Origin of the sequence: Vibrio sp. 10N.222.55.C6 (assembly GCF_041473395.1) — a bacterium.
GTDB lineage: Bacteria > Pseudomonadota > Gammaproteobacteria > Enterobacterales > Vibrionaceae > Vibrio > Vibrio crassostreae_C.
The window spans coordinates 1-15889 of record NZ_JBFRSD010000035.1; the positions used below are offsets into that span (position 1 = coordinate 1).

The following is a 15889-nucleotide window of genomic DNA, read 5'->3' on the forward strand; positions in this document are numbered from 1 at the left end:
GGGATAAACAACAAGATAAAACTAATCAAGCGAATGGGGTATGGGTATCGAGATACCGACTACTTCTTGGAAAGCCGCGATGAACCACAAATAAGCGGCTCTTTTTTAGCCCAACTTTCTGCTCTTAAACCTTATCGACTGTATCCGCCCCATGAACCCACGGGACGATATTGTTAATACGTGAGCGCCGCAATCACACTGTTAGCGCTAAGGAACCTTTGAAACCGTCATCAAAGCTCACTCATAATAAGCTATTATTTACAGTAGATTTCGGTTAATTTTCCAAAGGCCATTATGAAAAACAAACTGAGTTTAGCAATTCAAGCATACTGCAACTGGATTGATTCAAACATTATTGAAATTGCTTATGTCGGTTCCATTCTAGTTGTGATTCTAACGCTCATCATCAATCTTATTTAGGCTTCCATTTCCTAAATATTAGTTTCCTTTACTCATTACCGAGCTTTTCTAAAAGCCTCAGAGTTAAATCAATCACCTCATGGATTTGGAGTTTTACGCCTTCAAATAGCTGCGTGAGCGGATCTATTTTTGAGGTTGCAGCTTCAACAATGACTGATTTACCTCAACGATAAACTGATAACCTCTCATTCAATGAATCCTATCTTTTTAACCATTGCCTTGTTCGTTTGTAGGGGCCCGTCCTCTATACACGACTATTGGTTACGCTTGAATGAGGATACTATTGAATTAGAATGCCCCTCAAACATATATCGCCTTGGTGATTGAGAAACAAACAGAATGAAACAAACAAATCATATCGAACAATGCCAGCAAGAAATTTTGAGCTTTTCGGACCGATTACATCAATCTGGTTGTGCGCCTTACTCGGTAGCTCAATACACTCAAGCTTATGCAAAACGCCAGAACATTGATGTCTCTATTGATGTGACCCCGACAAAAGTCATCACTATTTTTGAGCAACCCACGCAAAAAGTCGTGATGGAAAACAAAAAACCACCCTCGGTTAACTTACGTGATTTAGTCGCAACGCTTAAAGGGTTTTCGACTCATTCCCATTACGAAGGTTCAGAAACCTACTCGAATCGTACCTTGTGCTTTGCCAATTTATTGCTTCCGCCATGTTATTTAATGTTAGTTGGCAGTACTTATCTGGCGGTCGGTTTATCCATTATTCTGGGCGCTATAGCCTGGCTAGCACAAATTTTCCTGACTGGGCCAAGAAGCATTCTTGTCGAGTTCTTTGTCGCCTTAGTAGCCAGTTTTTTAACCGGTATGATAGCGGCACAGGTTCCCGGCTTACCAACATTGGCACTGTGCATTTCTTCCATTGTCCTTTTTATTCCTGGGTTAACCGTCACCAACGGCTTAGCCAGTCTTGCTCTCAATGACTTTCGGTCAGGTATCGAACTGCTTGCACAAAGCGCACTCATAGTAATGAAAATATTCATCGGCATTGTTATGGGGTTAGGCTTAGCCAACATAATCAATCAACCATTATCGGTAGCGGTATTTATTGATGAAATCCCATTCGTTCTTCATGTCACCGCACTGATCGGGATTTCTGTCGCTATTGGCCTTATTTTCAACGCAAGTATGACAGAAATTCTCTTAGGCCTTCCTGTCGCGGCAATTGGCATGTGGGGGCCACATTGGTTTACTTCCGATTGGGTTGTAGGTACATGGGTAAGCACAATACTCATTACGCTTTACGGGTTGGGGATGGGAAAATTGCGTCACGTTCCACCACTCATATACATTATTCAAGGGATCATCATTCTTGTCCCCGGTAGTCGAATCATTGTCGGAGCAAGTGAGTCCTTCTTTGCGACCTCCATTTTACCCATTCCGAATATTGGTCTGTCCGCCTTGCTGATGTTTGGCGCGATTATGGCGGGACAAATCATGGTTTATTCTATATTTAGTCGTCATTTTGATTCCATCATTGAGGACTAACCATCGAGCTAACAATCGCTGATCAACACGCCCCAATAACCCACGATTGAGTCTTTATCTGCTTTTTGACGTTAACCGATTCTGAGAAGGTACTGATGAACAGAGTCTCGAAAATCGATAAGACTATTTTGTTTCAGATGACGAGGGGAATGAGCAATATGGATTTGGAAAAACCGAATAGAATCGAAAGTAGCCAATAATTCAATAAGATAAGGATGCTTAGGATGAGTCAATGCAAACTAGGCAGAGGTAAGCTAGGTGTAGGCAAGCGCTAGGTTGATAGGCTTGCCATCTACTCCATTTCCGTTCTAACTACGCCACCAGTGCGTTCAGTTTTTTACGCATACTCTCTTTATCAAGGCCACCTTTAGGTCCAATGAAGACTAACCGTGACGAACGAGATTCATCATCTTCCCATGCATCTCCAACCGTCACATTGGCTCGCTGGCCCGTGCACTGAAATACACAGCGATGATCAGGACGATCGGTTAAATTTAAAATACCTTTCATGCGATAAGCATCAATTGAAAACTGTTGCAGTAGAGGATACAAACTTTGTAGATTAAGTGGTTGATCAGTTTCAAAGCTGAATGTTTCGAAATCATGGTTCACGTGATGACAGTGCTCATCATGACAATCATGGTGCTGGCATTCCTTTTGATCAGCCGCTATTTTGTTAGTGACAAAGCGCGTACTTTCAGGGGCATCAAATAAGATAGGTAAATCCACTTCGCCGAATGAAATATCAATCAATTTAGCAAACGGAGCTTGTACTCGGCACCATGCTTTGACTTGCTCTAGTTTATCAGCATCGACTAGGTCAACTTTATTAACCAGAACAATGTCAGCCACTTGAATTTGCTGCTTCGACAACGTCTCCATTGGGCCTTCTAGCCCTAAAATGTTTTCCGCATCGATCGTCGTCACGATTGCATTTAAAGGTGCGTGTGCTTGCAGTTCCGGATCTTCAAATTGAAGTGCCACTTCTTTGGGTTCTGCGATACCTGAAGTTTCAACAATAATATGGTCTGGGCGTTCCTCTAATGCGAGTAAACGCATTACCGAAACGACTAGTCCTTCTGCAAGGTTACAACAGATACAGCCATTCTCTAGGCTGATCATATTTTCACTTTCAGATTTAACTAACTCCGCATCAACATTGATTGATCCAAAATCATTGACGATCACAGCCATGCGCATTCCATTTGCATTGGTTAATATATGGTTTAGTAGGGTCGTTTTCCCTGCTCCTAAAAATCCGGCTAAAATTGTTACTGGAATAGGCTTCTTGCTCATAGCATGCTCTCTTTCGATTTTCGTTGTCTATATTTACTCGGTAAGCAATAAAAAAGGTTGAGCTAATGCCCAACCTTTTAAGTCAGGATAACTTAGCCAGTAACTTTGTTGCGAACCGCTTCACCTGGGTTTGAATCTAACAACATTTCACCAGCTTCAATGATAGGTGTCCCGTTTACAAGTACGTATTTCATGCCTGTAGAAAGGGCATTTGGTTTATCAAATGTTGCAACGGCTTTTACTTCATCAAGTTTGAAAATAGCTAAATCAGCATCTTTACCTACTTGAATACGACCTTTATTTGCCATTTGTGGCACAGCATCCTCAAGAATACGACATGCGTTTAAGCTAGTTCTTTCCATCGCTTCTACTAGTGTTACCGCTTTGTATTCCTCGACATATTTTTCAATAAAACGAGAGAAACAAGCAAGTGAGCGAGGGTGAGCTATTGCGTTGCTTGGAAGTGGCCATACATCACCTTCAATTAATACGCCTTTATCATCCATCCAAGGCATTGCATCTGAAGCGATAGCTGCACCTGGGAACAATACTGAACGGTCCATTTTAGCGCGATCTTCTTTGTTCTCATCGGGTTTTAAGAAGTGCATGACAACCACGGTACCGGGCGCTGATGCTTGTAGTTCAGTGACTTTTTCTTGGTTTAGTGCTTTACCATTCGCTTCCATGTAGCTAGCGCTTGGTACACCCCAACGTTGTAACCAATCGTCACCACGGAAAACTTCTGCGCCAATAACGGAAGAGCCAGCACCATAAGGATAAGCTTCAGTAGTAACGGCTAAACCTTGATCAATGGCGGATTGAACTAAATCGGCACAATCTTCGATATCTTGTACTGACGTGCTGTTGAGGTGACAAATGTGCATGTGTGCACCCGTTGTCGCCGACAGGCTAATGAGTTCTTGGTATGCTTCAAAGCTTGATTGTGGCTCTGCGCTGTTTAGGTAACGAACGTGAGTGTAGGTTGGTACTTCATAGCGTTTTGCTAGTTTAGCAAGATCATAGTACTCTTTGTGGCCATAACCTGGTGCGTAACCCGCGTTAATACCAATGCCTAAGCCCCCCTCTTTAAGACCTTGCTCAACCGAGCCCAGAATTTGTTTTAATTCATCTGGGGTTGCTAGGGTATTTTGCCAATTGTTTTTAGAAAAAGCTTTCTGGAACCAAACAATCGTACCATCAGGAGCAGGCATCGTAGGTTCTTTTGCTTGAATACGAGCGTAAGTCCATGCTACAGAAGCGCCGTAATTAATCGGGCGACCTTCAGCAGCAGTAATATCGTAGTACGTTCCGATTGGGAATAGACCAGATTCCATCTCAAGAGCGGTGGTTACGCCATCGAATGCTTGAGCACGGGCAGCAGGAAGTTGTTGTCCGTGAGCGTGCATATCGATAAAGCCAGGTGCAACCACGAGACCTTCAGCATCGATGATTGTTTTGCCTTGCAGCTTTTTGTCTGAGATTGCAGCAATACGCTTACCTTTAATACCGACGTGACGAATTGCGTCGAGTCCAGTTTCAGGATCAACAACACGGCCATTTTCGATAACGATATCAAATGGCCCTTTCTCGTTAGGCATCAGTTTGATGTTTTGGCCAACCAGTTTTTCAGGGGCTGCATGTAAAACAGAGGCAAAAGGCAGTGCCGCAGCCCCAACCGCTAACTTAGTCAAAGTCGAACGTTTATCTGTATCGACACCATCAAGTAATACTTGCGTAGCGTCCAATTCATTTGGGTCGTAATTTTTCATATTGATACCTGTTATGTTTGTTGTAAAAAAATACTAGTTCATGATTGCTATGAAAACTATGCTGCATGTAGAAAAATCAATCGATTGACTAACACCCACCTTTCCATCATTAGAATCCACTGCCAACCGTTATATAAAACGCGCTGTCAACGTCACTAAAAGCGAGGTCTACCCCCATGTGTAACCCATATCGGCAAGCTATCTGATAGCGAAATCCAGCACCATACGCATCGACACTTTCATCGTCTGACAGACTGCCCTCTACTGTCGCTTTACCCAGGCCATAAAACGCAGAAACGGTCCAACGATTATCAATCGCATTATCGTATTCCGCGACAACACCCAGCCCAGAGGTCACCGAGCTTTCGCCCATAAAATATTGAATAACGCCATTGATAGCGTTATTCACATCTTCATTACTGGTCTCAAACTCTACCGAGCTCTGGCCAATAATATGTTTCACACCCAGCATCAATGGTGTGTTTGCCACTCGAAACTGGAGCTGCTGAAGCGCAGCGACTCCCGAGTTTTTTGTGCCGAATTGAATCGTTTTGTTGTACGACGCACCTATACTGAACTCTTTGAAAATATCGAGGTTCGCCTTTCCAGCGCCAACGCCACCCGTATATCGAATGGTATCTTTTAGCCACGACGGTATCACCGTTAATGTCGGTATCAGAACCTGCGCCATATTCAAAGTCCCCACCATGAATAAAGACATACACGGGTAATGACTCTGAACCATTGATCTCCGAAGGACGCCAAATATTAAGATTCAAGCAATCTTCAGATTGCTCTTGCTGGGTTATTTTAAGCTGTGGGCACACGGCGCCAAATTGTGTCGCATCTATAGCGCTATCAGCATTGTGTTCTAATTGACGGAGTGACTGTGCTGAAAACGTTGTTGATCGGCGTAAGTGATTCCTTTAAACGCTTCAATGGATACGCGTTGCTCGTCACCTGCTAAGGTATTGATCACAACAGACTCTCTATTTGCGAAAAGAGTCGCGTCCCCGATGGATACTGAAACCTGCTCTGTTGGTAATGTCTGAAGCGGTTCTGGCTTAATAGGACGTGAGCTGGTTTCATCACTACCCCACGCAGAAAGAGCAACAGTGATAGCGATAACCATGAGTGAGCGATGCGTTAAATTCATGGTTGTACCCATAAATGTGTTCGGCCATCTGACCTGATATTGGTATCATCAAACCTGAGAATCCCTATGCTCAGCCATGCTCATTTCTGGAGTATTTGAAGTATTTTTTCTTTATGGTGCGATATTAATTCACTCTTTAAATTTGAATAAATCGCTTATGCAGGACGTGATCCTACATATATTCACTACCGTGAGTGGATGTCGCTTTTTATTTATCACAAAGACTTCTTGTTGTACCTTCTTTGGCTGACTATCTAGGGTTGATAAAATTTCAACGGGTTCTTGAAACAGCTCTATAGGGGGTTGCTGTGACTCTCCTTCTGAAGCTTCAAACTCATCAAAGAACCCAAATATGTTATTAGAGTCTGATGGCATAGCTAGCACCAAACGTAAGTTTCGAGGCCAAAGCCAATATTGTTGAGGTCGGTTTTGACTTGACCCGAAGAGGTCCAAGGTAGAAGTGCGTCGATATCAGGCTCTGCTTTTGCTAGCTCTTTCATGCACTTGACCATGTAGTCTAAGAGGATAAGACCGTTGGCTTTCGCGGTCTCGATGATGCTGTAAAGCATCGCGCTCGCCTCAGCACCGTTTGGTGTGTTGGAGAATAGCCAATTTTTCCTGCCAATAACCAGCGGTTTAATTGCGCGTTCAGCGCGATTATTATCGATAGATAAGTGACCATCGTCGATATAACGAATGAGTTTAGGCCATTGCCCGAGCTAGTACTTTATTGCTTTGCCTGGTGGGCTAGAGCCTATCACCTTCTGGGTTGTCATCCATTGGTAAAGCTCATCCAGTATCGGCTTGGCATACGCTTAACGCTCTGCTTTGCGTTCTTCAGCAGGCGCACCTTTTAAGCTTGATTCTATCCCGTAGAGCTTTTGGGGTTTAGCCAGCACTTTATCAGCCTTGCCCGATTTACCTTCCCCTTGAAGCTTCTTCGCGTCCATGAACTTGCGTTAAGCACCCCACATTAGTGACGTGATGCAGACCATGATAAGCCGTGTAGCCATCGGTTTGTAGATAACCGTTGTAGTCACCTAAAAAGTCCACGGGGCACACCCTCGCGCGACTGTTTTGATAGTCGTACAAGGCGATTTTTTCACATTCGGCAGTGCCGCTTCGGGCGAGTCAGCGCCTGAGCAGTAAAGCCACATATAACACTGCTTCTCTTCTTTGAGCACATTGAGCGGCGTTTCATCCGCCTGAACCACCACTTGTTGAAGTAGGTTCTCCTTCAAGGCCACATACAGCGGGGCGAACTTCTCACTGACTTGGATAACCCACCTTGCCATGGTGGCGCGTGATAGCTCGATACCCGACTGGGTAAACAGCGATCATCAATCAATGCATTGGGTGCTAACTCTTGTCCTCCACCCGCTAAGCGACCATTACAAAAAGCACCAACAAGGATCTCGCCGGTAAAGCTGCCTTTGTCTATGGGCAACGTGCCACTGTAGGGCTTAAAGCCAAGTGCTTTCACCACACCTGTTAGTGTATACGCACCGCCACCGAGAAAATCTTTAAGCTCGACTGGCGTTTCAGCTGTGACTTCAGCACCAAAACCCGCCGCAGCGACATTCATAAAATAGCGGTCATTCGCACGCGCGCTATCCACCGCAAACGCCTTGCCTTCCAGCGCTAGTTCAAAAGCACCCGAAATATCGTTAGGTATTCCCGTTGCGGTAGCAAAATCATTCGCAGTGCCCATTGGGATAAGCGCCAGTTGTGGTCTTTCACTGGCACGGAACTGGTTGAGCGCGTTAACGGCTTCATTCACCGTTCCATCGCCACCGACAACAATCAGACGCTTAACACCATCGCATATTGCCTCGCTTACCAAACGAAACATGTCCGACGATTCCCAAGTCACTCTAACTTGCAGGTCAATATCATTGTCCCTCGCCGCAAAGATGGCTTGCCTTAATTCCGGGATATTGGCTTTCTTTCCGTTTAAAATCACGCGAATGCTGTCCATGGCTATGTCCTTGTATAGGCTAACTTGATAACTCTTTTGCTGCCGCTTTGATCTTAGCTCGTAACCACTTATGGCTTGGTTCATTAGTACGGCTTGGATGCCAAATCATACACATATCGAGGTCTTCCAACTCGAAGGGCAATGGCAGTGTTTTTACCGCGTACTTTTCAGCAAAACAATGCACTGATGAAATAGGCATTACTCCGATGTACTCAGAGCCTTCGATAACAGGAAGCATCTCTACAACGCCCGCTGCGCGATACACGATTCTACGTTTCTCAAGGTCACTATAGTGCTCAGAGCTTAATAAGCTTTTGCGCGCATGCCACCTAGAGACCACCACATGCTCGAGTGCTAAGAACTGTTCCATATCGATGGTATCGCCAACCGTAGGATGATCACTACTACACACCACCACCAGCTCTTCTGTAGAAATCACCTCGTGCTTAAGCATGGTTCTTCCTTTAGGCGTCATATCAACAATCACGTCGTGTCTTTGCAGCCTTAAATCAGACTCATAGTCTTCGGTAAACAGAGGATGAACCTCTAACGCGATACCTGGTGCGACTTGGCTGATTAACCGCATGACTTTTGGCATCATTTCGTAGCTCGCCGCCGAGACGCAGGCAATGGAAAACACGCGGCCTGAGGTTTTAGGATCGAAGTCTCTTGATGCGGATAAGGTAGAAGTAAAGTTTTTAAGTGCAGCGGCCATTGCAGGATAGATATCAATAGCGAATGTGGTTGGCTCTACGCCTGATGTGGTGCGATGAAACAGTGGCTCATCATAGATATCTCTCAACCTTGCAAGTGCTTTACTCACTGCTGGTTGGCTTATATCCATGCGATTAGCAGCTCTAGATAAGTTCTGCTCTTCATAGATAGCAACAAATATAGGAATTAGATTTAGTTCGGTACTTTTCATACAGTTCCATATTAAAGAAGCAGGTTCCCCATAGTAGAGAACCTGCCGATTATGTTCGATGCGAATAACTAAAGTTTGCTACTTAGTTCTATCTTTTAAGTTTGGCAAGGCTTTAGGGATTTTCAAGCGAGCGGCAATTGAACGAGAATTGCTTGAGTTTGATGTGTCACTGGGCAAGTTACGTAACCCTTTCCATAAACGAGTGAATACGTTTTTATCTTCACATCCTTGTTGAAGGGCTTCGCTATCTTCTAGCCAACGCTTTTGTCCATTTGATTTACCATGTTGCGCTTTATCCAGTTGCACTTTATTCAGTTCTAACTGAGAGGTTTGGTTTCGCAATTGACGGTAGATAAAGGTTCTTAATGCAGCCCAATTACCTTGCTTAACTAAACGACGTAGTACCAGCCAACTCGGTGTTGGGCGGTTTGCGTAGTAACGCTTAACCGAAACAATCAACGCAATGCAGACTAACAACACCAAACCAACACTAATAAACACCGACATGTAGGCCTTGATGAAAGATTGGACTGTGTGTTTGGCTTCAAACACTTCGCCTTTTATCACCACGTTTTCAAGGCGTTGATTTTTGCTGTCCCACCACTGAAATGAAAACTCTGGCAGCGTAAACTCACCACCCTGCTGAATCACATATACAGTCTGTTCAACTCGGCTTGAGCGATAATCACCACGTTCTTGAGTGTCATCCAAACGATTGGGCTGTGGGTAAGCTTGGAACTGCTTAGTGGACTTATTGGTTAGCACATCTGGCAGCAACACAGAAAAGCTGTCTTTTGCCTTAATCGTGATAGTTCGAGTAATAGCATCGCCAACTTTTAGCTCTTCACTTGAGCGTTGCCATTGCTGCTCTATATCTACTTCTGTCGCAGAAAACCAAGGCGTTTCATTATCGAGTAAACCTGAAGGCAACGAAGCTTCAAACTTAATCGGCTGCGTGTAAAGCGTACCGCCCACGTTTGAACCATCAGGAGCAGAAACTTGGATACGAACCGGTACGGTTGGAATAACAAACTCACCGGAAGTCATCGGATAAAGCGTCACTTCCCAACGCTGACGTGACCATGTAGTACCACCGACTCTTTCTGTGTAGTTCGTCGCGAGTTGGTTACGCTGCTTAGCGATAACGTTAGGGATTTCGATACTGCCGATTCGAGTGCCGCCCGTTAACCAGCGCGGTGTCGCCACCTCAATGTTCAGAATGACCTGCTCATTTACGCTCACTTTAGTCGGCGTTATCTTATCGCCTGACTTTGGCTTTTCCCCTACCCAAGCGATAAGCTCAACGTCACCACTTTTTTGGAGGTCGAAGATATCTGTAGCAGAAGCAACAAAAGGAAAAAACCAACTCAATATAAGAATCATCGACAGTAGCCACTTATGGGATCTGAATCGCACTCTCTTTGATTGAATCGCTTCAAGAGCTAAATCATATCGACTCATTGCGTTTGCTCCTGTTTTGACGCTTGTTCGATGGAAGGCGCAGGATCTCTTAACTGAATTTGGAATTTGGATTTCAAGAAGAACTTAGGATCGGCTTCTACTCGCTTTAACCACTTGTCGGCAAGCTCTTGGCTGCCCAAAATCTCATTCGCGTTAAGTGTTTCCTTAAGCATCAATTCCGCTACCGTTTCTTCTTCAGCGCCATCACCCGTTCGCGGCTGATCGTCTTCGAGTTCTAAAGATTCTTCAGGGCCATCTGTGGTTCCAGACTGGCTTTCACTGGTTCGGTTTACCTCTTCGACAATTCCACTAAGCACAGCAAGATTGTTCTCCACATCCGTTCTTAGTTCTGGTGACAGATCCTCTTTCTCACTTAATGATTTCAAGAGGTCTCGTGCGGCAAGGTATTCACGCTGCCTAGCTAACGCACTCGCTGCATTGTACAAACCAAGGTCAGTTTTGGTTTGCAAAAACGCACTGTGAGCGAGCTTAAAATCACGAGCATAGTAATAAGCCGCGCCCTTTCGCATTGGGTCAGTAAAATGTTTGGCAGCTTGAAGATATTCTTTCTGATTCAACAGGCGTTGACCTTGCTGATCGGGCGTTAACCATAAGTCCCACCACCATTGAGCTGTTTTGTCCCAAGTAGTAACCGACTCCACCACAACTGGTTTCTCAGCGGTTAAGTTGACTGTTTTCGCCAAAGTGTCTGGTGAATACATGCTGCTTGTGATCATCAAACCAACGACACACCACTGCACCAACCACCCTTTTCTGAACCATAGCAACATAATGAAAGCCATTGGAATAAGCAGTCCATAGCCCATGTCTTTCCAAGGCATTGAAGATTCGCCGTTGAGCTGCATGTTTCTTTCAACCGCTCTGTTCAGTTGTTGGATATCCGAATCATCAACGGTCACTTCAATCACTCGTCCACCCGTCTTACTCGCTAAGTTACGCAGTGAATCTAGGTCGACAGGGTTATCGCTCACCACATTACTGTTTCCTGCGGCGAGAATGAGCAACTGATACGGATTGTCGTTAAAGAAACTCTCGTACGCCCTAATGGTGCTTGGGTTTACACCATCTGATACCAACAGTACAGAAGAGCCTAACTCACCAGACAGTTGCTGATTAATCAGTGGCAGTGCTTCCTCTGCTGACTTACCTGAAACAGGCATGATATCGGGTGTGATAGCCGCTAGAAACGGTTCAAACACCTTGCTGTCTTGTGTGACGGGCATCGCCACGTGTGCGCTGCCTGCATAAACCACTAAGCCCGTATTACCGCCTTTGCGAGCTGCCAATAAGTCTCTAATTTTCTGCTTAGATCGTTCCAAGCGACTTGGAGGCAAATCTTTAGCAAGCATAGATTCACTATTATCAAGCACAACCAACATCGACGCTTTGTCTTCACCAAAAGGCGATGCTTCACGTTGCCATGTTGGGCCAGAACAGATAATGATGGCGATAGTCACAATTACCACCAATAGCTTCAACGGCAGTTGCTTGCGCCAGCCTGTTTCGCCAATCGTCAATGCATCACGTAAATGTGCAGGTATAATGTCTTTCCACGTTGGTTTGGTCTCTTCTCTCCAACGAACCCATAACAGGAAAAACATTGGAATAAAGGCCAACAACCACAATGGTCGGATAAAATGAAACTGGGTAAAAAACTGTTGTATCGTGAGAGAATCAGGCATCACTCTCTCCTTTCAAATTCTTAACAGAAGAAGCGAGCAGCGATCTTCGGCGTATCGTTGCTAAGCTGAATGCGGTCAAATACATCACTACAACAATCGCCATCAAATAGTGGTGCAGCCCCTGTTTAGGGCGATAAGTGGTACTTTCATATAACTGAGGTTCAAGCTCACCAATCTGAGCATAGGCTTTGGTCAGTTCGTCGCGGTTAAGTGCTTCAAAGGCTTCGCCACCTGACTCTTGAGCGACACGCTTGATGGTTTCCATATCCAGAGCAACCTCTCCAACGGTTTGCGGAGCGCCCATCGCAATAACGTGAATTCGAACGCCTTTAGCCTTGGCGACTTTTGCGGCATCGATAGGCTCAACAAAACTTCCTGTATCATTACCGTCTGTTAATACGATCACGACTTTCTCTTTTTCGTTGGTGTCGACGTTTGAATCTTGAACAGCAGCACTTTGCTTTTCACTCTGTTCAAACACCTTGATCGCCAAGCCAATTGCATCGCCCAAGTGCGTACTTTGCCCTGCCATCGCGACATCGGTTTGATTAAGCAGTTCAAGCCATACATCTTGGTCCGCGGTAAATGGCGTTTGTACAAACGCTGCATCACCAAACAAGATCAAACCGAGTCGGTCCCCTTTTCTGGTTTTCGCAAAATCGGCTAACACCTCTTTGGTCGCATCTAAACGAGAGATTTTATCGCCTTGCTTAGAGGTGAAATCTTGCTCCGCCATTGAACCAGACAAATCGACCACCACCATCACATCACGACCTAATTGTTCGCGAACCTGTGGCTCACCAAGAATGGTTGGTTTCGCTAACGCACACACGACCAATACCCAAGTAATAATGAGCGTGGTTCGTTGCCACCAGCTTGGAGTTAACTGGCTTGCACCTTCTGACGGCGCTTCACCAATCGCTTCTACCAATTCTCGAAAAAATGGCACCTTAATCGCCATTTGCTTAGTTCGATAAGCTGGCACCGCAAAGTAAACCAACAACGGTAAAGGCAGCGCAATAAACCACAGCGGATGCGCAAATTCAAAACTGGCAGATAAAACATCAAACATTGTCTTGCCCCTCAACCGTTACCTGTACATTCGGCTTGTGAAGTTTTAGCCACATCATCGCGGTTTGAATCACCTCTAAACGCTGTTCAAAGCTCAAACGCACATTAGAGTCAATTAGGCTTTGCATCCATAATTCCGAAACTTCATCGGCAAAGAACGCATTGCTGTTTTCACTCGTGTTGGCGCTAACAGGCAAATAAGCGTTCAAACGGTTCACATAAGCTTGGCCAAACAACTTGGCATTACTGCTGTCTAGGTAACGAAGCACCACTTTGAGGACTTTAAAGGTTCGTTCGGTTGAGTTCTTGTCTCTTGCATCCAGTACCATGAGTTCTTGAAGCGCTTCTTTGCGATAACGGTTATTCCACCACCTTAACGCCAAGCGATAAGCCAGATAGATAGCGACCAATAACAGAATAACGCCAAGGATCTTCCAGCCGATCGTTTGAGGAGCCCAGCTCACACTGTCAGGAATGGCGACATCATGTAGGTCGCGAAGGATATAAGTACTTGGAGGCGTATGTTCAACAGCCATTTAGCGCCCTCCCACTAGTTTCTGCAGCTGTGATATGTGATTGCCCGACGTGTCTAATTCTATATAAGGGAGGTTTTTCATCGCCATCAATTTAGCAAGGGACAGTTTCTGAAGTGCCGCTTTTTGGGCAAGGCTTTCACTTGCGAGGTTAACCTTAGATTGGCTATCCAGATTAAGTTGAAAGCGACCATCACCCACCACCCAGTTTGCGCTTGCCAGATCTTGAGGCAATGATTGTTCTAATGGATCGGTGACCATAATGGCTAAGATGTCGTTGTGTTGTTGCAGTTGCTTTAGTCGGTCAAGATGTTGCTCTTGGCAATCTCGCCAATCACTAATAAAGATTAAGGTCGATTGCTTTAATCTCATTCGTTTTATCAGTTCAATCCACTGGCTAAATCCAACACCTTCGCTATCGCTCACACTGACACCTAAGCTTTGATTAGCCTTGGTAAGATGTTTTAACTGAGCCAATAAGTCCGATTGAGAACGCTGCGCTTTGGTATGAAAGAGCTTTTGGTGCGACGCCAAAACGAAACCAACTCGATCACCATCTTTCAGCACTCGCCATCCACACAATGCCGCCACTTCGGCAGCCACAACAGATTTCATGGTGTTTTGAGACGCAAAGAACATCGAACTGCGCTGATCGACACAGATCATCACATTACGGTCTTTCTCTTCGGTATAGCTACGAACATGAGGCTTACCCGTTCGCATCGTAACTTTCCAATCGAGATTACGGATATCATCACCCAATTGGTAATGACGTAATTCTTCGAAGTTCAAACCACGACCACGGAACAAAGAGTTATGTCTGCCTGAAAGTACGCTGCCCGCTTTTAAATGAGGTAACAGTGAAAACGACTCAGCTTGAGCCTGAATTCGCACTAACCTTGAATAATCACAATACAGTCGTGGATCAAGGCCTTGCGATTTGGGAGCTTGTGTTGGCTTCGCCATGACGCCCCCCTAGTTATCCAATCTCAACATTATCGAGCAGTTCTTCAACCACTCTTTGATGGTCAACACCATCGGCCAATGCGTCGTAAGACAACGAGAATCGGTGACCTAATACGGTTGGTAACATGGCACGCACATCGTCCAACATGACATGGTCACGTCCTTGCAACCATGCATAAGCGCGAGCACATTTATCCAACGCGATGGAAGCACGCGGACTTGAACCAATCTCAATCCATTTAGACAAGTTTGATTCTGGGTAACGCTCTGGCTTACGAGTTGCCATCACCAAGGCCACAATGTAGTTCTCAACTAAATCAGAAACGGCAATGTCTGGAAGTTGGCGCCGAGCTTCAAGTACCAACTCAGGTTCAATATGTTGTGGCGTGACTAATTCTGAACTGGTCTCGCTACCGAGTTCCTCACTGCGCACAAGTCGAATGATGTCGCGTTCAGCTTCATCTTCTGGATAGTCGACTGTCACTTTCATAATGAAACGGTCCATTTGTGCTTCAGGCAGTGGATACGTACCTTCTTGCTCAACTGGGTTTTGTGTGGCTAGCACCATGAACAAATCTGGCAGGATGTGAGTTTGACCACCCACCGTAATCGTCCCTTCCGCCATCGCTTCAAGCAGAGCAGCCTGTACTTTTGCAGGCGCACGGTTCACTTCATCGGCTAATACAATGCTGTTGAAAATAGGACCCGGTTGGAAATGCAACTGAGGCTTTCCATCCAGCTCTTGATACACCTCCGTGCCCGTCACATCAGATGGCAGCAGGTCTGGCGTAAATTGAATTCGACCAAAACTGGTGTTCAGTAGATTCGCCAGCGATTTTACTGAGCGAGTTTTCGCTGTACCGGGAAGTCCCTCTAAAAGCACATGGCCATTAGTCAATAACCCTATCACCAGAGCCCGAACGACGTGGCTCTGACCGATAACACTTTTCTCTGTTTGTTCAATCAGTTGGTTTATTGCTTGTTGCGCATGGTTCATAGGTCTTCCCTTCATTCAATCTGGCTGCGTACATCCTACTCACAAGCTCCATAACTATTAGTTATAAACGCGATAATTGGTTACAAGCGGAATAAGCAG

Annotated in this window: 14 protein-coding genes and 2 pseudogenes; 2 read left to right on the plus strand and 14 right to left on the minus strand. The window is 45.2% G+C overall.

Annotation, left to right across the window (positions count from 1 at the left end; genetic code table 11):
* A partial coding sequence (locus tag AB4486_RS18855; RefSeq protein ID WP_347232009.1) for a transposase occupies positions 1-177 on the plus strand: 177 nt, incomplete at its 5' end.
* 582 nt (positions 178-759) lie between these two features.
* Positions 760-1935, plus strand: a complete 1176-nt coding sequence (locus AB4486_RS18860) for a threonine/serine exporter family protein (RefSeq protein WP_372118148.1) — start codon at positions 760-762, stop codon at positions 1933-1935.
* A 312-nt stretch (positions 1936-2247) separates the two neighbouring features.
* On the opposite strand, the gene AB4486_RS18865 is transcribed toward AB4486_RS18860, so the two are convergent.
* From AB4486_RS18865 to AB4486_RS18930, 14 genes and pseudogenes are all read right to left on the minus strand, one after another.
* On the minus strand, positions 2248-3231 hold the full coding sequence (locus AB4486_RS18865; protein WP_065584640.1) for a GTP-binding protein: 984 nt from the start codon (positions 3229-3231) through the stop codon (positions 2248-2250).
* A gap of 92 nt (positions 3232-3323) precedes the next feature.
* Positions 3324-5000, minus strand: coding sequence for an amidohydrolase family protein (locus tag AB4486_RS18870; protein WP_017062008.1), 1677 nt, complete (start codon positions 4998-5000; stop codon positions 3324-3326).
* Between the two features lie 109 nt (positions 5001-5109).
* Entirely contained in the window at positions 5110-5745 is a 636-nt protein-coding gene (locus AB4486_RS18875; protein WP_136974460.1) for a hypothetical protein, read from the minus strand.
* Positions 5705-5827 (minus strand): annotated as a pseudogene (locus AB4486_RS18880) (carboxylesterase family protein); the annotation flags it as partial. The gene AB4486_RS18875 and the pseudogene AB4486_RS18880, both read right to left, overlap by 41 nt.
* Positions 5828-5871: 44 nt before the next feature.
* Complete coding sequence (locus AB4486_RS18885) at positions 5872-6156, minus strand: hypothetical protein (protein WP_017062010.1); 285 nt, start codon at positions 6154-6156, stop codon at positions 5872-5874.
* A gap of 377 nt (positions 6157-6533) precedes the next feature.
* Positions 6534-7493, minus strand: a pseudogene (tnpC, locus tag AB4486_RS18890) (IS66 family transposase); the annotation flags it as partial.
* Positions 7394-8134, minus strand: a complete 741-nt coding sequence (gene yegS / locus AB4486_RS18895; protein WP_108111935.1) for a lipid kinase YegS — start codon at positions 8132-8134, stop codon at positions 7394-7396. The gene yegS and the pseudogene tnpC, both read right to left, overlap by 100 nt.
* A 19-nt stretch (positions 8135-8153) precedes the next feature.
* Positions 8154-9059 (minus strand): LysR family transcriptional regulator, encoded by a 906-nt coding sequence (locus AB4486_RS18900; protein WP_017059228.1) that lies wholly within the window; start codon positions 9057-9059, stop codon positions 8154-8156.
* A 78-nt stretch (positions 9060-9137) separates the two neighbouring features.
* Positions 9138-10520, minus strand: a complete 1383-nt coding sequence (locus AB4486_RS18905) for a BatD family protein (RefSeq protein ID WP_372118151.1) — start codon at positions 10518-10520, stop codon at positions 9138-9140.
* Positions 10517-12223: a VWA domain-containing protein gene (locus AB4486_RS18910; RefSeq protein WP_372118153.1), complete on the minus strand. Its 1707-nt coding sequence runs from the start codon at positions 12221-12223 to the stop codon at positions 10517-10519. Before AB4486_RS18910 ends, AB4486_RS18905 begins: the two co-directional genes overlap by 4 nt.
* A complete protein-coding gene (locus tag AB4486_RS18915; protein ID WP_372118155.1) occupies positions 12216-13295 on the minus strand; it encodes a VWA domain-containing protein in 1080 nt (359 codons plus the stop codon). Before AB4486_RS18915 ends, AB4486_RS18910 begins: the two co-directional genes overlap by 8 nt.
* A complete protein-coding gene (locus AB4486_RS18920) occupies positions 13288-13830 on the minus strand; it encodes a DUF4381 domain-containing protein (protein ID WP_065584635.1) in 543 nt (180 codons plus the stop codon). Before AB4486_RS18920 ends, AB4486_RS18915 begins: the two co-directional genes overlap by 8 nt.
* Positions 13831-14793, minus strand: a complete 963-nt coding sequence (locus AB4486_RS18925; RefSeq protein WP_017060006.1) for a DUF58 domain-containing protein — start codon at positions 14791-14793, stop codon at positions 13831-13833.
* Positions 14794-14806: 13 nt separating this feature from the next.
* Positions 14807-15790 carry an AAA family ATPase gene (locus AB4486_RS18930; protein ID WP_372118158.1) on the minus strand — a complete coding sequence of 328 codons (984 nt, stop codon included), beginning with the start codon at positions 15788-15790 and terminating at the stop codon, positions 14807-14809.
* Positions 15791-15889 lie beyond the last annotated feature (99 nt).